Genomic DNA, 19,618 nt, shown 5'->3' with positions numbered 1-19,618 from the left:
GTGGATTTAATCTCCTCAGATATACAGAGTAGAGAAAACTAACTTGAAGAAATCTTGAATGAGCTAGGCCACCGTATGAACGAGGTTCTCTGCAACCTCCTTCTGTGCATCCACAGAGATTTGCTGCGGGTGTTTAATTACTGCGACGCGCCGGCGTTTTCTCTCGATTGTCGGTAGTCCCCCTCGTTACTACGCACTGACTTGATTTTCCACGAATGGGGCGGTGAATTCAATCTTAGGATTGAGCGGTCGACTTGACTACGTCGAGCGAAACCTCCTCAAAAGTGGTTTCACACCCTCAAAACACGCGTTGACCGCTTCAATAATTCGTGGGTGGGCAGTTACGGGAGCGTCCGTGAATAGTTCATACAATCTGAGCAATACTATAATTTTCAATGACCGCATCAAGCGCTCGATGGACGAACGCCGGTTGAAGAGTCACTGACTATACAGTGCCACTGTACAGACAGTATTGGATGGAGTGCCTGCACTACGATATTTGTAGTGCGTACTTATTTATGGTCGCACTACAAAATTTGTAGTGTACATGGCTGAGTTGAACTTTAGAGATATGGATGATGATTCGATTGTACAGTTACTCAATCAATCTGCAAAGGATAGCTCAGAGGAGGGACTGCCAGATGATTTTCTGCATAGTTTTGATTACGTTGAAGAGCGGGAAGCACTTGATAAGCGAGTCGGTGAGCTGATCGTTGACCGCTTCGCAGAGCTGGAAGACGACACTAACCTCTCGGGTAACGAGGCGTATGTTGTTTCGCTCAAAGAGATCGGTCTCACGCATCAGGCAATTGCATACAAGATGCGGCTAATTAGTGACGCGACAAAAAGCACGGTCGATGAGTACTCACGGCGTGCAAGACAGAAATTCTTGCAGGCCAAACAAACAGTCGATAATCTTGAGTCGGTGTATGGGGGTACTGACGATGAGTGAGCCAACCGAACTCCTCGAAGAGCTGTCTTCGTACTCAGAGGTTGAGCTCAAATCGATTCTCTCGGGAGAACTCGGTGCCGCATACGAGAAACCAATCCCAGGTTCGCTTCGAAATGACCTCTTACGGGCATGCTGTTCTCGCATTCAACCAGATGAAGATCCGACAGCGTACGCCCGGACACACCCCCTGTATGAGTCTTCGTGGGGGACGAAGAAAACACTCGCAACGAACCTTCGAATGCTCTTGTCTGCAGCGGGTGTTCGCGAACAGGATCACCCGCTTACTAGTCTTGACAAAGCTGCACTTCGACAAATCATTACGGCGATTCGATTAGCGAACGAGGATTCATTGTCACTTACTGAGGAGCGCCCTGCACCGACGCCTCCGGCTCGATCGCCATCGAATGAATCGAGCTTTCGTGATATCCTTGCTCTTGACGGTGTCACAGACGGTGAGATAGAATCCTGGGTTGCCGCCCACAAACCAGATTCTGCTGGTGGGTTTGCGGTGTACGTGCTCGATTGTACTCCTCCAATGGACGGCGAGAAGGCCAGCATCCGTTCGCTACGGGCACGTGTCTCCGAAAAGCAGGAGGCTGGCGACTCTCTTTCAAAGATGGAACGGGCAGCTGCATGTGTTACTGATGGGGAACGCGTGTATTATGTCGGATACACGAATGATGTCGCTGATCGTGTCATGCGCCATCGCGCCGGGGCAGCACAAAGTGGTGTGAAGTTCACGAATACGTTCTCCCCACAGGTACTTGTCGATGTAGAGTGGTTTGACTCCGAGGTCACTGCCCGGCATAATGAACGGACGACTGCAAGTGACTTGACCGAAATTGGCTCCCGATTTGCCTATTGGGAGTAGATGGCCTTCGTGAGTTTTTGTGGGCGGAGTTTTGGGTCGTTCGGGTTTGGTTGTCTTCTGTACTTCTAGCGTTACAGCTTTGAGGAATCTTCTCTGCCTCTCCTGAGGAGACCATCACATCGCATTTTTATTGCTAGTTTGTATGTCTGGTCGAATATCTGAGTTACATCTTCTGTTTTGCACTATCACCATGGCTACAAATTATAGTACTCCGTCAAAATACTCATCCAATGGTGGATTCACTTCGGTCCTGTGAGTATGTTTTCGATCCTGATGAACTCATGTTTGATGCCCCTGGATTGTCCGTGACTCCTTGTAAGCGCGACGTCTGGGAAGACTGCTCCCAGTGTATTCTCCACGCCGATATTGACGTTAAACCAGTTGGTGCGGTTCTTGAGGCTGTTCAAGACGGTGACCTCACTAGAGGTACTATTCTCCGCGACGCTTCGTTTACTGACACGGACGCATTTTCGGGGCACGGGTTTACCTTGTCTGATTTCTCTGGAACCACGTTTTCTGACATTGATTTTAGTGGTTCGGGATTCGAAGAAGCGAGCTTTGACGGATGTACAATTCGCGAATCGGTGTTCAATAATTGTTTTTTAGACAACTCTGACTTCGTGGATGCATCTCTCTTCAACGTTGACATTCGCCAGTCTACCACTCAATCCACAAATTTCAAGAATTCATCACTTGATCATGTAGATTTCGAGCGGACAGATATCGAGGGTGCAATATTCTCTGGGGCACACCTCTCTGACGTTGATCTGAGTCGTGTTGCTGACTCTGGTAACTTGTATTTCGATGACGCAAGGATATTGTCCTGTGATCTGTCGTATTGTGACCTACGGAACACTTGGTTTAACGATTCTTCATGCTACCTTGCTAATTTCGCCAATTCAAGATTTGCGGGCTCCGATTTTTCAGGATCTGAACTCCAAAATTGTGATTTCACGATGGCCCATCTCCGGAAAGTGAATTTTAGAAACGCAGATATTCTTGGTTGTGACCTAACTGGTGCATCTCTTTTTGACATCTCTCTGCACAACGTACGGGTCTCACAAGGAACCTCATTTGGTCTCCCAATACTGCATGAACAAATTGCAGACTGGAATCGCTATTCCGACGGTGAAGTTGAATTACGTCTGTCTTGGTGGTCGGATGAATGGCCCGAGTCAATAAAGACTCCTGACGGCCCTCGTACGGCACTCAAGGCGCTTGTCACTCGGTCGGAGCTTTGTGAGAAACAGTATGATGCGGCGGCCCAGTTATACGAGACAATCCAACAGCTACAGCGGCGAAATGGAATTACTACGCACCTTCGTGAGTATCGTATTCAAGAGAAACACGCTACGCGAAAGGCTGCTCTTGCTGGTGGGAAATGGTTCTCCTGGCTTAAACTTGAAATTTCTCGGTTGACTTCTCTCTACGCAGAAAGCTATGAACGAGTAATCCTTACGTCGGTTCTTCTCATCTTTGGCTTTAGCCTCATTTACCCTATCTGGGGCCTTAAAACCGCAAATGAGACTGTTATCTATGGTTCTAATCTCCAATTAGCGATTGATACGGTTGTGCAGTCACTCTATTTTAGCATTGTCACGTTCACAACGCTCGGATATGGTGATATCCAACCACTTGGTGGGTCACAACTAGTCGCCGCGATTGAGTCATTTCTTGGTGCACTACTCATGGCGTTTCTTGTCTTTGTCCTCGGCCGTCGTACGGTTGAGTGAACATCCTTCTCAGAGACTGTATCAAATGTATGTTATAAGTCATTCATGCCTTGGATAACTGATACTCTGGATGCCGACTCAGCCTGATCTATGATTAGCGAGTCAGTTCAAGCTCCGCCATCAGTTTCGGCAGAGCCAAAATCTTCTAAGCTTGACTGACCTTTCGTCTGTCCAGACTCAAGGAACTCTGCCACACGTGCGTCTTCGAGCTTCGATTGGACCTGCATCAGCTTACCAACCCGGTGCCTATCGAATTGGTAGCTCCCTGCAGAATTCTGTTGGCAACCACCAATCTTCTCCAAGAACTGCAATGCGTCTGTAACCTTCTCGAGTGGGACCTCTCTGTGTCGATATCGTTCGATCACGTCAGAGGGAGTGATACTGAGACGGTCATCCTTCCCTAGATTGTTCAACACAAGGTCATGAGCAATTGAATACGCTAGAATCTCTCGGTTGGTGTTTTCGGTCAAATAGACCTTTTTGTCCACTAGCATTGGGAGTCGAATCCCGTTTCGAAGTAGCGTTTTTAGTTCGTTGTCTTCGAGAGTTCCTTCTGCAAGCGTTAGTGATTCTCCTTTCTGTTGTGACAGGACGGCCGAATGCTGTTTCAAGTCATCAAGGGCGGAACTACATCCGGTAGAGCTTCGACAATCTTCAATGAAGTCGGTATAGTAGACGATTACTGACTCAACATTATTCAATTCATTTGGATCAAGGCCACGATCGTTAAATTCAGCATCACGAAGAAAGTCAACGATAGTCTCGTAGCTAATTCCATTACACCGTTCCATCTGCTGTTTATCCCGCTCATTGATATTCTCACCAGATTTGACTTCCACAAGAAGCGCGGTTTCTCCATTGAACAGTACAAAGTCTGGCTCTGCTATCAATTGCTGGCGAGTATCTCGTATTGTGACGAAACTGCCAACAAGTCGGTACCCTAGATCGTATAGTGATTCAGCACCAGAAAGCCCGTCGAACGAACTGAAAAAGAGGTTGTATGAGTCGACCTCACGCTGTTGTTTGACCCACTGTTCGGTCATCCTATGCCTTCAGCCTCCGAGACCTCTTTTTGAGGGAGTACGTTGAGTCAAACTCCTCGAAGACTAAGCTACAGAAATCCCGAAACGTAGTGGACGTCGTCGCCTCTTTGGCGTGGAGATGGATATCTTCGCCTTCGACTGTGATCTCAAATGGTTCACCGGTATCTTTGTCGAAGATGAAGTAATTTCCATGCTCCCAAACCGAATATTCATATCGCCGCTTGTGTTCCAGGATACGCTCCTCGAGGTAGTCTGCAGTATCCTGCTCTAATGAATACTCCTCTGAGTCGTCGATTAGTCGGAGGGTAGTTCCACCTTCGATTGTGAGCCCATCCTTGAACGTCTCTCGGTTGGGCTTGTGTCCAATCTTGTAATTTTGTTTGTCGTACGACTCGAACCCTTTGGAAAGCTCTTCGAGTGTCTTTGCACCGCGGTCTTCTGACCCCGGTCGAACACTCGCGAATGTAAAATGTCCTTCTTGAGCAACCGAGCTCCGAATCGCTGCATCTGGACTATTCCGTTGGTTAAACTCTAACCTGGTCGGCTTTGCGTCGAAGACATTTTCGACTTTTTCGAGGTCCTCATCGGTCCCACCATGGAATCGAATACTTGCTCGTTTGTCTGTCTTATATGAGTGATACTTTGCTGTGAATCCAGAGACTGACGTTCCGTACAGCTCTTCGACAATCTCCTCTAAATCAGACGGTGTGAGAAACACCCGCTCTAACGACGGCAAATACTGAATGAGCTTCTCAATCGTCTTTTTCGTCCAGTTTCGGCGCTCTGCTGTAATGACTCGGAGATAGTCACCGTCGTCAATAAAGACGAATTGGTCAGTGCGGGCTCGTTTAGGGGTGTCTATCTCGACATACGAGACATCTTTACCGAGGCGTTCTTCGTGGAAATTGTGTTCGGTGATGTACCGTTGGATATACTCAGAAAGACCTTCTGTCTGAGCAAGGCGCTCAATCTCACTGGTTAGTGAACCCAGTTCGAACCCGTGGTTATCTGCAAGAAAGATTTTGACCTGTGTCTTCCGCTGGCCCTGATCTTTCTCGTCTTCGATCTCTTCGTCTGTCCGGGTGATATAATCGATAAATAGGGAGACGACTTCGTCTGTCTCACCAGACAGCTCAGTTGGATCGAATTTCATGGCTCACAAGTCTCTCTAATAAATGCTCTTGTGAAGGGTTCAATCCGGGGGAGTTAAAATTTATCGATGAGCTGAAACCCAGTCGTCTTGATGACTAAACAAGCAGGCTGCCTTTCATCTTGATGACTAAACAAGCAGGCTGCCTTTCAGGTGCTTACGTGCGCTAGCCGTCACGTACATTGTGATCGTCGCGTGGGCACGTGATGACACAGGTTTAAGACGATGTACGAGACCCCTGTATGTATCCGACGACAAGCTTGACTAACCATGTCTGATCCCTCCTCTTCATCTGACGACTCTGAGCGTCGCACCCTTCCCATTGAACGTGGCTTCCCGATCGAGCGCATCAACGAAATCGCCGAAAAGGAAGGGCGGGCGAAAATGTACTATCGGCCAATCTATACGATGCACAAATGGTGGGCCCGTCGACTGGGGTGTGTTTTCCGCTCGATCAGTCTGTACACGCTCTTGGACGATCCGGACGCTGTTGAGGTGTTCGAACCAGGGAACAATGGGACGACGTTAGACGATTTCGGTGGTGGATCCACGGATGTCGCTGCACTCATCGATAATGTCGACTTAGCCGACCCTGAGAGTCTCTGGGAGCTCTATCCGAAAGACGTCCGGATCAAGAACAAGAAAATTCTCGACCCATTCATGGGTGGTGGGACGTCCCTCGTTGAAGCCTCTCGATTTGGTGTGACGGCTGATGGCTATGATCTGAATCCCGTTGCGTGGTTCGTGACGAAGAAAGAACTTGATGCCGGCCAGACTGATGTCTCGGAATTAGAAGCTGCCTTCGAGACGGTGAAAGCCGACGTCGCAGACGAGATTCTCGAGTACTACAAGACACCGTGTCCGAACGGTGACCACGACGCGGACGTGATGTACAATTTCTGGGTCAAGGAACTCGACTGTACGTCATGTGGCCATACTGTCCCGCTGTTCAAAGACTACCGCGTCGCGAAGGGACGGTATGAGAACGACGACAAGTACAATGTGTTGTGTCCCGATTGTGGGGCGGTTGTTCTCGTCGATGATTGGCGCGAGGAGTGTTCTTGTGCTGCATGTGATCACGAGTTCGTCCCCGAGGAGGGGAACGTCTCACGCGGTGGGAAATACACCTGTTCGGACTGTGGTCAGCAATATGGGATCACCGACGCGATTCAAGAACAGGGAGGGTATGATCTGCGACTGTATGCCGTTGAGTACTACTGCCCAGAGTGTGACGACCACGGCCGCAGCAAGAGCGCCGTAAAGGGGTACAAAGCGGCTTCGGACGCCGATATTGAGTTGTTCGAACAGGCTCGTGAGGAGTGGGAGTCACGTGAAGCGCTCCACGAGTACGTTCCTGATGAGGACATCCCACCGGGGCATATGACGTCCGAACGGAATCCGGTGTTTGACCACGGGTACGAGAAGTGGGTGGATATGTACAATGAACGGCAGCTGCTTTGTTTGTCTAAGCTGCTTCGATCTATTGACTCAGTCCAGGACCGGAATCTCCGTGAATTTCTTTTGCTGACGTTTAGTGACTTTTTGCGGACAAACAGTCTTATGTGTTCATATCAGCCCTCTAGAAACCATTCAAATCATATATTCAAAACCAATTCGTTCGACCCACCTAATCAACCAAGTGAAGGTAATGTTTGGGGGGCGAAGTACGGGATGGGTACGTTCGAGTCCGCTTGGGATATGGTGATCTCTGGTGTAGAGTATGCTAATGAGCCAACTGAGCGGTACCTCAAAAGTGGCTCAATGGTTGAATCTGAACTGTTTTCGCAGCCCATTGGTGAAGACATCACTGTCCACAGAGGCGACATGCGCCTCATCGACGTGAGTTCTGGGTATGACGCCGTCATCACCGACCCACCGTACTACGACAACATCATCTATTCAGAGGTCTCCGATTTCTTCTACGTCTGGCAGAAGATTCTCCTCGAAGACGAGTATGATGGCTTCGATCAGGACAAAACGCCGCGAGCTGAGAGTATCGTATCGAACCCATTCCTTGGGAAAGGCTCGGAAGAATTCGAGACAGAACTTCATGAGGCGTTCACGGCAATTCACAAGGCACTCAAAGACGATGGTGTCCTGACGTTCACGTACCACCACAGCGACTCTGAGTCGTGGGGTGAGCTGCTTGAATCGCTGTGCGATGTCGGGTTCGAAGTGACTGCAACCTACCCGATTTCCGCAGATATGCACAAGTTCATCGGCGGCGAGGTCGTCGAATTCGACATCGTAATCGTCGCTCGGCCCGCCGGTGAGCGCGATCCGATTTCGTGGAAGAATCTGCGGCGGAATATCTTCAAGACTGCAAAGCAGACACATGCTCGGCTCACCGAGAATCGCGACCTCACGGACGGAGACATTGGTGTGATCGAGATGGGCCGGTGTTTCCATGAGTACTCCAAGCATCACGGCCAGGTCCGACGCGGTGATGAGATTATGTCCGCCAAAGAGGTTGTCAGCGAAATCTACGGCATCATCCAAGAGAGTAGTGACGTTGGTGAAATCGACGTCTTCTTAGACCTCTTGGAGATGGACGACCCCTCGTACAACGACCTCAACATGCTCACTCGGGGGACCAACGCCAATCCCGAACGAATGAAGGCTGAGAAACTCTACCGAGTCGAAAACGGGGACTTCGTCTTGGGGACGTGGCGTGACGAACCCCGGATGGCTCACATCCAAACCCAGGTCAATGGTGGGGGCAACGGTGAGCATCTCTCTGCGCTTGACAAAGCACAGTTCCTGCGGTACCGCTATGAACACGGGAAAGTGAACGACACCTATCTCGATATGTGGACGATCGAGTCGGAGCTTCGCGACCTTTGTGAGGACCTTGCCGATGCCACAGGAGATGAGGTCTATCGTCGGGTCCTTGGTGGCGATACCACGCTTGGGGACTTCTGAAGCGGTCGGGAACGGCTACCGCTTTCTATCCAACCCCATTGTTTATGATGGTTGGCTACCTATTTCTGGTAGGTCACGGGTTTCGTTCGTCCGTGGGCCTGTGCCGATTTGCAAGCTCCCCGAGGACATGACCTCACAGCATCTGTGAGAATCATGGTAGGAAACAGCCTCATCCAGGCGGCCCCCGCTAAAGACGTGTGATGAAACACGCGGGGACAACCGTCCTCATGACCCGTACTGTCCGGACGAACGATCGTTGGGGAACACCAGTTTGCTGGTGGGCCTCGACACCGCATCCGCATGGCCCGAGCCAACACTCGGGCCCACGACACGAGCGAAACCCGAACGTCCTCGACGAGTGACGTCTCTGTTGCAACGACAGGGTTCGACTTCGTCGACTCGCTTTGTCTGTTCATCTGGTTGTATCTGTGTTTGGTCTACCAGACGTACTGCCGTCCGGAGCTCACTCGGAGTCAGCTTCTCTTGACTCCGATCGTTGTCTTTGCCATCGTCCTTGGCGTCGTGCTGGGGTTCGATGTCGTGAGTAATCTCTGGGTCGTTGTGGTGACGCTGTTGGTGAGTGAACTCCTCGCGGCAGGGGAGGCTGATGAAGAGGTATGACCTGAAGCAAATTGACATCTATTTTTCCAACTTAGGGAAAAACAGATCTGAGCTGCCGAAACACAAGACGAGGATACTGGACTTTTAAGTCATTTTCAGTACATACCAGTACATTCTTACCTATTTTATAAAAAATATGAGAGCATGGATCTGTCGGACTTTCCCATCGTCGGCAGATTATGTGGGAAAGATAACAACGCCCCTCAGAATGACCGAATTCGACCTTATCAACGACTTTCTGAAGAGGTGACTCCTGTCCGTACAGATGACCCCGATGTTCTTCGAGCAGCCGTCAAAGAGGCCCGCAGCTCACTTGACAAGAGGATTGAGGCAATTGAAGAAAAGGATAACATGGCGATCTCTACAGTTCGTCTCAATTTCCTACTAATTGGCCTTTCATTCACCATTGCATCAGTAGTCCCTTCCTCACTTTGGTATCTGAATTGGCTCACCATTATTGGGTATCTGTCGCTTTTCTGCTCAACTTTTATCGGTATTCGGGCATATATGTACACGGACTACACACCAGGAGTCAAAGCATTCCACCTTGAAGAGATAAGTTCAGCAGAATATACAAATGTGGAGTGGTTGCAATGGATGAACCAGGAATACACTAGCTGGATCCGAACAGTTAAAAAAAGTGAGAGGATTGAGGCTACTCGGATCGGTCGAACGCATCTATTTCAATTTGTAGCGGTTGGTTTGCTACTGATAGGTGCCATTGCAGGGTTCTACGGGATGGAACCTGCAAGTATTGCACCAGATCATCTGCCTACGGAGAATTCTACTGCAGACAGTTCTCAAACCACTCCAAAAATCAACAATACTAAATTGAATAAGACAACAGACGGGATCTTGCTACAGAACTCTTCGAATAGTTCAACGCCGGAGTCTTTTGCCTCCCATTGTACAATTCAATGTATTCCATAGCTTTATCCTACTCCAGAAGATATCTGACGATATGAAGCGAGCACCAAAGACAGGACGCAAATATGAAGACGATCATGTCCGCAATGCGTCGCCGTTTTGGACGAAGGTGTTCGGGAAGCTTAGCGGCCGAAATGGAGACACGTCAGAACAGTAGCTGACTCGGTGTGACCTCAATCGATAGACTGCGTGGAGATTGACACGGTAGTGTATCGATCTGTCGAACCCTTGTTGTACTATTTGTTTCCATTTGCACGGAAGGAAGCAACGTGTTCTCGTATTTTGACTCGCTCGCAATTGTGATTATGGAGTACCACGAAGTCCAACGGAGTAAATCACCAGATTGTACATTGACTCCACCAGTATTGTGACGCAGGTCATCGGCTAATATTTCCGAGATTAGGATGGTGATGTGTTGCAGACTGTGTTCGAATGGGACGAACCTCCTGGGGGTGGTAGCTATAGTAATCTCCAGAAGTATTTGCTCATCTCCCTTGACGCAAGGGTAAAAATCGATGGGTAGCAGCAGGTTACGTCGTCAGAGGGTGCAAAGAGTTCCAGATTCTACTATAGGTTTGATTGGTTGTCCAACCTCCTCTCGCTGAGCCGGCACCGAAAATGTCACCACTAAGTGCTATGATGTCAATAGGTCTTCATGGACGATAATGGGATCCCTCCCTCCTCTGGTGAGAATACTTCGGGGACTGAGTCGTATTCAGTTGATGACTTCGAACGTCTTGCGAGTACCACCGACATGTACGATCGCATTGCTCTCACTCTCCAGCGATCTGATATCGATGCCACGGTTCTTCGGGCGGTCACACTCCAGCTCGCTGGTGCCCCGCCACGACCACAGAAGCTTGGTAAGGATGTCCGGGGCGATATCCATCTCGCAATTGTGAGCGACGCGTCAGCGACTCTCTCGCGGTTCCTCTCGGCTGTGACTGATCTCGCCCCGCAGTCTACAATCCATCTGAATGGGACGAATTCCTCGCTCGCTGGGATTGTCGGGAACGTCTCCGGTGGTGCACTCACTCCTGGCCCACTTCTCGATTCAGATATCGATCTGACTGTCATCGAGCACTTTGGTAGCACTCGATCAAAAACACAGAATGCGATCCAACAGATCATCGACACCAGCCAGTATTCCTTCGCCAAGTCGAATTATCACGAGACTGTTGGTGCTCCTGGCTCGATTCTCCTCGCGACGCATGCAAAATACGGTGAGTTCGATGACTACGTGTCCATCCCGGATCAAATTGATCTTGAACCGGCTCTCTCGAGTAGCGTTGATCTCGTTCTCATCAATTGGGTCCGATACAGAGACGAGCTTGACACCGATGAAGATCCACTTCCTGTTGCGCTCACTCGACAGTATCTCGAATACGCACGGACAATCGATCCAGAACTCTCGGACGGGACCCGTAACGAGATTCGCGAGTACACACAAACCATTCTCGAGCGGCTTGCGGAGTCTGATGATGCTCCTGAGTTCCCAGTTACTGGGCAGCGGTTGTACGATACGCTTGTCCGGTTCACACAGGCACATGCTCGTTTGCGACTTGCAGATGTGACCAGTCACTCAGATGCTGCCCGAACGATCGACCTGGTCGATACCGTTCTTCGTACTCTTGGGGTTGCTCCTGACGCTGGTTCGTTTGATGGTGAGCTCATTAAGACTGGAGGTGATAGTGGGGCGTCTGGGTCGACCGTTGCGGAGTTCCCAGACGTTCCGGACGAACATATTGACCAGGTTACTGAGACTGTCGGTCGTCTCCAATCGGAATTTGAGGACGGTGCTCCCGAAGCGGAGGTTATCTCTCAGTGCCAGCAAAGCGGACTTAGTAGTGCGGCTATCGAGAGCGCACTCGACGCGTGCAAAATAAGGGGTGCGGTGTATGAACCACGAGTCGATGTCTACCGGACGACGTAATCGGGTCGTAGGTCGGTTGTGCGGTGAAAGTTCCGTCGACCCCCCGGGGGTTTGGGGGGAATTGGGGGTCGACGGAAACGTTGATGTGAGTTCGGCATGTACAGCCGCCTACCCCCGTGAATTCGGACGGGTTTCAGACGAACCCTTGTGGGATTGAAGCGGCGACGCCGCCCCTCTCGTCGGTCTCTCGTCCTCGTGTTTCAGACGAACCCTTGTGGGATTGAAGCGTCCGTCGTCCAAACCGTCGTCCACCGTCGGTTTGAGGTTTCAGACGAACCCTTGTGGGATTGAAGCGTCCGACTCGCCGGGAAGCGTTTGGATGACGCATTCTGTTTCAGACGAACCCTTGTGGGATTGAAGCGGTTTAAGTACGAAACCGGGACTTGGTGTAGTAGGCGAGTTTCAGACGAACCCTTGTGGGATTGAAGCGTCGAGAAGGGCGGGAGCTACCGCCCGGAGACGGCGTTTCAGACGAACCCTTGTGGGATTGAAGCACCCGGAGGAACCACACGCTGGATGACGTGTGAGGCAGTTTCAGACGAACCCTTGTGGGATTGAAGCACGCGGATTACCGTGTCCGAGATGGTTCGCCACGCATCGTTTCAGACGAACCCTTGTGGGATTGAAGCAGCCGCTCCGCATACCGCGCGGCCGTCGAAGCCGGGAGTTTCAGACGAACCCTTGTGGGATTGAAGCGCGCGGTGTGTTCGACGTTCCCGGCTTCGGGGCGCGTTTCAGACGAACCCTTGTGGGATTGAAGCCGACAGCGCTGCGAGGACTGCGTTCCGTACCTCGGGTTTCAGACGAACCCTTGTGGGATTGAAGCGGGAGAGCGCGACGATTCCGGAATTATTCGAACCGGTTTCAGACGAACCCTTGTGGGATTGAAGCATTTATAGTATCTCCACAGAATCGGTAATATGAGCATGGTTTCAGACGAACCCTTGTGGGATTGAAGCCGCAAGCTCGTCCAGAACGAACGCGACGAACACGGCCGTTTCAGACGAACCCTTGTGGGATTGAAGCCGTTCTCTGGGCTGAGCCTGACGCTCTTCCGGTCGTGTTTCAGACGAACCCTTGTGGGATTGAAGCAATCACCTACTCCGAAGTCGGGGAAGTGTTCTCAGAGTTTCAGACGAACCCTTGTGGGATTGAAGCTCTGGCTCGCCGCCGTCTTCCAGCTCGGCGAGTCCGTGTTTCAGACGAACCCTTGTGGGATTGAAGCGACCTCGTTTTCAGCTACGACGAGAGCCTCAACGGGTTTCAGACGAACCCTTGTGGGATTGAAGCGAGTGTCAACACGACCGGCGTCTGGGACTCTATCATGGTTTCAGACGAACCCTTGTGGGATTGAAGCGTGACTACCCTGATTGTTGATAATTGAGATGCTGTATGGTTTCAGACGAACCCTTGTGGGATTGAAGCTCTCCGTCGTGGTCTCTGAGATTGGAGTGATTGTCGTTTCAGACGAACCCTTGTGGGATTGAAGCGTTGCGTTCGTGTTAGCCGTCACGGAATCAAGAGTGTTTCAGACGAACCCTTGTGGGATTGAAGCGACCCCCAGGCGGGCGTCGTCATTATCGACCTGCCAGAGTTTTAGACGAACTCTTGTGGGATTGAATCGACGTTCTCGTCTGCGTGCGCTCCTGCTCAGCTGCGTCGGGAGTACGAGGGAATTTGTCTATTCCATACTGTTCGTGTTTATCGACGTAAATGAGAGCAGACACTACTATCGAGAACACTAGCACTACTGCGATAGCAGATAGTGCTATACCAACCGAAAGCTCGTAAGCGAAGTATAGCATTGCGACACCCGCCCAAAGTAATACTAAAAAAATACTGCTGGTGATAACTGCACTAACGAATGGAGACCTTTGGCGGGCTTCTTCAATGTAGTTGAGTGCACGATAAATGAGATAGCCAAACGCCGGGATTAGCCCGACCACGTAACTACCCTGAGAGATATTGCCATACGTGCCGTAGATCATAAGTAGCCAAAGTACAAGAATTGTCCCTGCTATACCTGCCGCCCGCATCTCAGAATCCAACGTTGTTTCGTGAGTACTCGAACGCCGTGTCCGTATAACACCCCACACAGCCGTGACAATAGTCGTGAGGAATAGCAAAATACTCGCCGGCCGTATCACTGTTGAGTAATACGGGATATTCTCAAAGAACTCGCGAAACATAAGGGACGCCATACATACAGTTCCAATCATAATCGGAACAACTGATGGTCTCGTCTTAAGTTGGATTTGAGACGTTATGCCGTCCTGACTAAGAGACGAAAACAGGTAAGCACGACTGATAAGACGCCTCCAATACCAGACCGTGTAGAATGCGAGACTAAGTAGATACACGCCAATAAGTACGACAGTCCCGATTTCAGATAGCGAAAATCCACTTCCTTCTGTCGCAGAACTCACCCACGAACTACCGATTGGTAACTCAACGACTAGTGAGAGGAGTGCAAGAAGCGCACGCACAGAAGAAACTCCAGCACCTAGTCCGAATGCGCTAAGAACCGTAATTGCGGGAGCGACACCAATCAATATCACCACTAATCCGATGAGGTTGTGATCGGTGAACAAAGCCCCGATTGAATGTATCCAACTATCATCTTCTCCTTTAGAGTAGCGGGGTAGAGATCCAGGGAACTTTCTCTGGACAAGTCTCGCACAAACAGCCCCAAGAACAGCGAATTCGACGACAGGAAATAAAATTCCATTCAAAACAATGATGGCACCCATTAATACTGTGGTGGTGAATAGACCAATTCCCTGTAGAACGATGAGAATTACCAGCCAGAACTTAGCTTCTACACCCCCATCTAGGAACCACAGTCGAATCTGGTACCGACTGTACTTCCGTGGGTCACCGCTTTGTCGTCGAATGTCCTCGAACACTTCAAATATCAGATCAGAGCGCCGCGTTGGAGACAGTGGTTTCCAGATCCGCCAATAGACCAGCACAATAAATACAACCGCTGCTGGTAGAATTAATGAAGTATACTGTTCGACTAATTGTTGAGCATTGGACGTTGCCGATGCACTACTATCTACGAATATACCCAATACCGCGTGTTCAACAGTTAATTGAGAAGTGATCAGTAGCGGAATGACGAGACAGAGCATCGCGAACTGGATGACTCGATCTGTTCGAAACGATGGAATCCATGATACTCGTTCGGTGATCTTGGGAAGAACCAGCCAGAGGAGATAGACGTCGAATAGTACTCCAAACACAAACCCGAGTGGGCCGAGAACTCCTCGTGACAAGAGGAGTGAGACGATTGCCACGGAGGCTACGATTTCACCAACTTCGTCAATGTTCGAGATGAATCTGAAGACATGAGGCGACCCCAATATACCGAATACAATGCTGTTGCTGGCGATTAGAACCAGTACTCGCTCCGGTGTCGACAAAACCCACTTCGCACCCCTCCCAAGCGGACCCATCCTAAACTATTCGTGGTGAATTGACAAATGTATTTTTCAGCGACGAGAGACTGTCTGGCGAGTCATGCGTTCCGAGGAGAGAAGCACGCGGCGCACGTCACCCGATTCACAGAGATGCAAGGAGGAAGCCCACGACTTCAGTCGTGGGTCACTGACTATCGTCAGCTCCCTATTCCCGAAGTCGCAAACAAATACATCTGGGGTTGATGCTCCCTCCTGAGCCAAGCGTGACCAACCATCCATCCGCCATATTTATCGGGGCCGGAATATCTTCATAGAGTATCATATGTCCGCGACGGACCCTCTTCCCTACACCATTTCCGAGACGGTCACGCTGAGTGAGGAACTCCGCGAAGAAGGCCGTATTGACGGCCAAGTTAAGCTCTACAATATCGACAAAGACGGTGAATTCGAATCTGACGCTTCGAAATTCTTCAAACGGACGGTCCTCACCCAGGGGCTCCATGAGACACTCACAATCCTTCGGGATTCACTCAATGGAGATGACCCGCGAAAAACACACATTCTGTATGGGCCCTACGGGTCGGGGAAGTCCCACCAGATGGTCGCGTTGTATCACTGTTTCAACGCCCCAGAAGAAGCATCAACGTGGGCCGCAGGGAAAGTAGAGGGCCTCTCTGATGCACTCCCAGAAGACACAGAAACGATCTCTGTGTCGATGCAGTACGAGAATAACGACTACACCTATCTCTGGGAGCCGTTCTTCAACGCACTTGACTACGAACACGATTCGTTCGACACCGGTGGCTACCCCGACATCCAAACGATCGAAGACGCAGTCGGAGACCGATCTGTTGCGTTCATCGTTGACGAACTCGAAGACTGGTATGACACGCTCGATGAGGACTACGAGAGTGCAAATCGAGCGTTCCTCCAGGCACTCCTTGAAGCAACTGCATTAGAGAGCCTGGAGCTCCACACGATCGTCTCTGTCCTTCGCAAGGGTTCGAAAGTCCACAACATTCTGAACCGCGAAGATGCCGTTGAGGTGAACATGAGTAGCAAGGTGAGCAAGCGCGATGTCTTGCTGCACCGACTTGTCGAAGATGTAGATGACGAGAAAGCCCGTGAGATCGTCAACGGGTACGTCGACGCCTACGAGAAATCAGATTACGTCGAACTCCCCACCAACCTCCGCGAAGACATGCGTGAGGCCTACCCGCTGCATCCAGTCCTAATCGATGCGATGGAAGCGCGGTACTACGGGACTGATGACGATAATCAAAACGCCCGTGGGATGATCTATTTCTTCTCTGATTTACTCTTGGAACTCCAGGACGAAGTCGACCTCATCACCGCTGGCGACATCGACGCAATCCGATTCGAGGACGACCTCTCGAAGATCAATTACGAACGGCCACAGGCATGTGCAACGGACATCAAAGACCGCGTCCCCGACGAAATCACATACGGTCGGCGTGTCCTCAATACGATTCTCCTCTACTCGCTGAATGAGGGGCCAGGAGAGGGTGCAGAAGTCTCTGAGATTGTCATGGGGACCTACCGGACGAACGACCGAATCTCGGATATCTACATCAATCTCGAGCAACTCCACGGCGTTGCATGGCACCTCCACAAACTCAACGGGAAATACGCAATCAGAGATAAGCGGAACCCAAGCGCACTCATCCGAAACGCTGCCAGCGACGTTTCAGAGACGGCAGCGAAAGGCGAAATCGCAGACATCGTCAAAGAAATCTTCGGGCCAGGAAGTTACCCAGTTGGATTCCGAACCGATGATATCCGAGATATCCCGGACACGAAACAGGTGAAGGTCATCCTCAAGCGGAATTCTTGGACCGAAGAGGAGATGCGGACAGTCGTCATGAACGATGGCCGGGGGCGAAGCTGGCGGAATACGTTCGTCTTCGTTGAGCCAAATGAAGGCGAAGCGATCGAATCTGGAACGCGCTACATCGACAAGGCACGGTACGTAGAGGGTGCTCGACAGGTCCTCGCCTCAAACGGACTTGACGAAGACATCAAGAGCGTTATCCAGGGGATGAAAGATCGCGAGGAGAAAGAACTCCGAAAGGAGCTCCGAAGCGCATTCGGGTTGGTTCTCGACAGCGACAATCTCTTTGATAACTTCGGAGAGGCAACCAAGATGGCACTCGATGTCTTCGTGATCGATGGAAACTCCCATCGTGCCAAAGATATCGCCACCGCTGCAAGCGCAGACAGCTTCGATCTCCAAGACCCAACGTGGGAGATTCTTCAAGACCTCTTTGACCGCCGCGGTGAAGCAACGCTCGAAGAGGTGTGGGAGGAGTTCCTCCGCAAGCCGGAATATCCGATCCCAGGCTCTGTTGGGGCGGTTATTGACGCTGCAAAAGAGATCCTCCCGCAGAAGCCTGTTGTCACACATACCGACGAAGGTGGGTTTGACGAGTCCTTCGAGAACCTCACCCCCGGAACTGTTATCCGATCGATTGATGGCATCGACAATTGGACGACTGATGACCTTATGGAGGACCTCCGAAATGAGCTCAGTAGCGAGCCACGAGAGGTCATCCTGAGAAACTATCTGAAGGAACTTCTCAAGCGAACTGATGTTCGCATCGATGGCGAGGAAAAAGATGCACTACTCATGGCATCGGGTCGGTTGGCAAGCGAAGACCGGTACGTCTTGCTGGAGAACAACGAGTATCTCGACAAGCCGAATCTAAACGCTACCCTTCGTGACATCTCTGAGGCCACCATAATTGGTGCGGCAGAGGTTCGAGAGGGCGTCAATGATGCAATCACCTCCTCTGGGAAGGCTAACATGGAGCATATCCTCTCAAACATCCGTAGCAACACGGCAGTCTATCTCCCAGCAATCGACACAGAGCCAGCCTTCCGCCAAGTCGTCAACGACTGTCTAGCCGAACACCACCTCCTCGAAGCGGGGCGGCGATATCACACAACGCTGGGCGACCGAGACCCAGACGAGGTTACGCTTGTCCCAACCGTGACGGCAAGAGTCGCAGATGAAATTGATTCGTACATCTCCGAACTCGAGCCCAGTACAAACTTCACCGTCACAAGTATTCGAAACCGCTTCGGAAGCGATGTCCTCGAAGCAGCGGTCCAGACGTACCTCCTACAGCATCTCGGGAAAGACGAAGAGCCAAAGTATGTGATTGGGACAAACGGCTCAGATGACCCGACAGACTGGCGTAATGGCTACCCATTCACGACGCCGAAAGGAGGCACTGTCGAGGTGAGAACGTTCAGATACAACGGCGACAGTGGGACCGACCTCCGTTCGAAATGGAGAAAGGGCCACTACACCGGAACGGTTGATTACGGAAACGTCCGGTATGTTCTCCAGGGCTCCGAAGGCGTTCCACAAGAGCTCCAGGGTACAATTGGCGTTGAGAGCACCTTCATTGACCTGACGCTTGAGTCGGACGAGCCACATGAATCTGTCTCGAAACTCTTCGGTAACATCCCAGAAAATGCAGTCGACATCAAAGTCGAAATCGGCATCGCACAGGAGTAATCGGAAGGCGCGCTCAACAGTCCATACCCGTCACAAGACGCAAAACCACCAGACGTAGCGTCCTCCTCGACACCTACTTATATCAGGATTGTGAGGAGGCTACGTACGTCAGATGTCAAAACCAGGTCAGCTTTCGGGGTTCTACAATTTCATTAAGAAGGGTGACTACGAAACGGTCCAGCACCAGATCCCGATCGAGAAATTCTACGAGGAGCTAGAGAATGACGGCGATCTAGCAAGGGTGACGGTTGTGGGTCTCGAAGAAGCATATGATGACGAGGCGTTCATCGCAGACCTCTCGAAGGCGATTGACCGCAATGGAGACAAACTGGCCACGGCAAAGCCAACACCAATGATCCAGTTTGCTGTTGAGGCGGATATTCACCGTGGGGACCGGGCTCCAGAACTCTTCTATGAGGGCGAATTACACTCGCTGTTCAAACTCTTTGGTGGGCCATTCAAATCACGGAAGAACAACTGGTATACCGCTCCGTTCTGAA

At 50.8% G+C, this 19,618-nt stretch carries 11 protein-coding genes, 1 pseudogene and 1 CRISPR repeat array; of the genes and pseudogenes, 10 read left to right on the top strand and 2 right to left on the bottom strand.

Annotated features, from left to right (window positions below; translation table 11 throughout):
* Nucleotides 1–229 precede the first annotated feature (229 nt).
* The 4 genes and pseudogenes from C5C07_RS19205 to C5C07_RS19195 all read left to right on the top strand — a co-directional run.
* Nucleotides 230–399 (top strand): annotated as a pseudogene (locus C5C07_RS19205) (IS6 family transposase); the annotation flags it as partial.
* A 148-nt stretch (nucleotides 400–547) separates the two neighbouring features.
* The gene (locus C5C07_RS21170; RefSeq protein WP_147302050.1) at nucleotides 548–952 is read left to right on the top strand and encodes a hypothetical protein; all 405 of its coding nucleotides are present in this window, start codon (nucleotides 548–550) and stop codon (nucleotides 950–952) included.
* On the top strand, nucleotides 945–1,823 hold the full coding sequence (locus C5C07_RS21165) for a hypothetical protein (protein WP_147302049.1): 879 nt from the start codon (nucleotides 945–947) through the stop codon (nucleotides 1,821–1,823). Before C5C07_RS21170 ends, C5C07_RS21165 begins: the two co-directional genes overlap by 8 nt.
* Nucleotides 1,824–2,053: 230 nt before the next feature.
* Nucleotides 2,054–3,556: a pentapeptide repeat-containing protein gene (locus C5C07_RS19195; protein WP_115805861.1), complete on the top strand. Its 1,503-nt coding sequence runs from the start codon at nucleotides 2,054–2,056 to the stop codon at nucleotides 3,554–3,556.
* Between the two features lie 107 nt (nucleotides 3,557–3,663).
* Here C5C07_RS19195 and C5C07_RS19190 read toward each other — a convergent pair whose 3' ends face one another.
* Complete coding sequence (locus C5C07_RS19190) at nucleotides 3,664–4,599, bottom strand: hypothetical protein (protein WP_115805860.1); 936 nt, start codon at nucleotides 4,597–4,599, stop codon at nucleotides 3,664–3,666.
* A gap of 1 nt (nucleotide 4,600) precedes the next feature.
* Complete coding sequence (locus C5C07_RS19185; protein WP_115805859.1) at nucleotides 4,601–5,752, bottom strand: hypothetical protein; 1,152 nt, start codon at nucleotides 5,750–5,752, stop codon at nucleotides 4,601–4,603.
* Nucleotides 5,753–6,019: 267 nt separating this feature from the next.
* On the opposite strand from C5C07_RS19185, the gene C5C07_RS19180 reads away from it, so the two are divergent.
* From C5C07_RS19180 to C5C07_RS19160, 6 genes are all read left to right on the top strand, one after another.
* Nucleotides 6,020–8,671: a DUF1156 domain-containing protein gene (locus C5C07_RS19180; RefSeq protein ID WP_115805858.1), complete on the top strand. Its 2,652-nt coding sequence runs from the start codon at nucleotides 6,020–6,022 to the stop codon at nucleotides 8,669–8,671.
* Between the two features lie 300 nt (nucleotides 8,672–8,971).
* Nucleotides 8,972–9,292 (top strand): hypothetical protein, encoded by a 321-nt coding sequence (locus tag C5C07_RS19175; RefSeq protein WP_115805857.1) that lies wholly within the window; start codon nucleotides 8,972–8,974, stop codon nucleotides 9,290–9,292.
* A gap of 144 nt (nucleotides 9,293–9,436) precedes the next feature.
* Entirely contained in the window at nucleotides 9,437–10,222 is a 786-nt protein-coding gene (locus tag C5C07_RS21160) for a hypothetical protein (protein WP_147302048.1), read from the top strand.
* A gap of 652 nt (nucleotides 10,223–10,874) precedes the next feature.
* Complete coding sequence (locus tag C5C07_RS19170; protein ID WP_115805856.1) at nucleotides 10,875–12,152, top strand: minichromosome maintenance protein MCM; 1,278 nt, start codon at nucleotides 10,875–10,877, stop codon at nucleotides 12,150–12,152.
* Nucleotides 12,153–12,282: 130 nt separating this feature from the next.
* Nucleotides 12,283–13,775: direct repeats of the CRISPR family, unit length 30 nt; unit sequence GTTTCAGACGAACCCTTGTGGGATTGAAGC.
* Between the two features lie 2,121 nt (nucleotides 13,776–15,896).
* The gene (locus C5C07_RS19165; RefSeq protein ID WP_115805855.1) at nucleotides 15,897–19,118 is read left to right on the top strand and encodes a DUF499 domain-containing protein; all 3,222 of its coding nucleotides are present in this window, start codon (nucleotides 15,897–15,899) and stop codon (nucleotides 19,116–19,118) included.
* Nucleotides 19,119–19,230: 112 nt separating this feature from the next.
* The gene (locus tag C5C07_RS19160) at nucleotides 19,231–19,617 is read left to right on the top strand and encodes a hypothetical protein (protein WP_115805854.1); all 387 of its coding nucleotides are present in this window, start codon (nucleotides 19,231–19,233) and stop codon (nucleotides 19,615–19,617) included.
* Nucleotide 19,618 lies beyond the last annotated feature (1 nt).

Source organism: Haloferax sp. Atlit-4N (assembly GCF_003383025.1).
Lineage (GTDB): Archaea > Halobacteriota > Halobacteria > Halobacteriales > Haloferacaceae > Haloferax > Haloferax gibbonsii.
Note: the sequence above shows the minus strand (reverse complement) of the source record. Positions and strands in the feature narration are given on the sequence as shown.

Coding starts and splice junctions, on each gene's coding strand:
- C5C07_RS21170 (WP_147302050.1), top strand. CDS start 548: ATGGCTGAGTTGAACTTTAGAGATATGGATGATGATTCGATTGTACAG.
- C5C07_RS21165 (WP_147302049.1), top strand. CDS start 945: ATGAGTGAGCCAACCGAACTCCTCGAAGAGCTGTCTTCGTACTCAGAG.
- C5C07_RS19195 (WP_115805861.1), top strand. CDS start 2,054: ATGGTGGATTCACTTCGGTCCTGTGAGTATGTTTTCGATCCTGATGAA.
- C5C07_RS19190 (WP_115805860.1), bottom strand. CDS start 4,599: ATGACCGAACAGTGGGTCAAACAACAGCGTGAGGTCGACTCATACAAC.
- C5C07_RS19185 (WP_115805859.1), bottom strand. CDS start 5,752: ATGAAATTCGATCCAACTGAGCTGTCTGGTGAGACAGACGAAGTCGTC.
- C5C07_RS19180 (WP_115805858.1), top strand. CDS start 6,020: ATGTCTGATCCCTCCTCTTCATCTGACGACTCTGAGCGTCGCACCCTT.
- C5C07_RS19175 (WP_115805857.1), top strand. CDS start 8,972: ATGGCCCGAGCCAACACTCGGGCCCACGACACGAGCGAAACCCGAACG.
- C5C07_RS21160 (WP_147302048.1), top strand. CDS start 9,437: ATGGATCTGTCGGACTTTCCCATCGTCGGCAGATTATGTGGGAAAGAT.
- C5C07_RS19170 (WP_115805856.1), top strand. CDS start 10,875: ATGGACGATAATGGGATCCCTCCCTCCTCTGGTGAGAATACTTCGGGG.
- C5C07_RS19165 (WP_115805855.1), top strand. CDS start 15,897: ATGTCCGCGACGGACCCTCTTCCCTACACCATTTCCGAGACGGTCACG.
- C5C07_RS19160 (WP_115805854.1), top strand. CDS start 19,231: ATGTCAAAACCAGGTCAGCTTTCGGGGTTCTACAATTTCATTAAGAAG.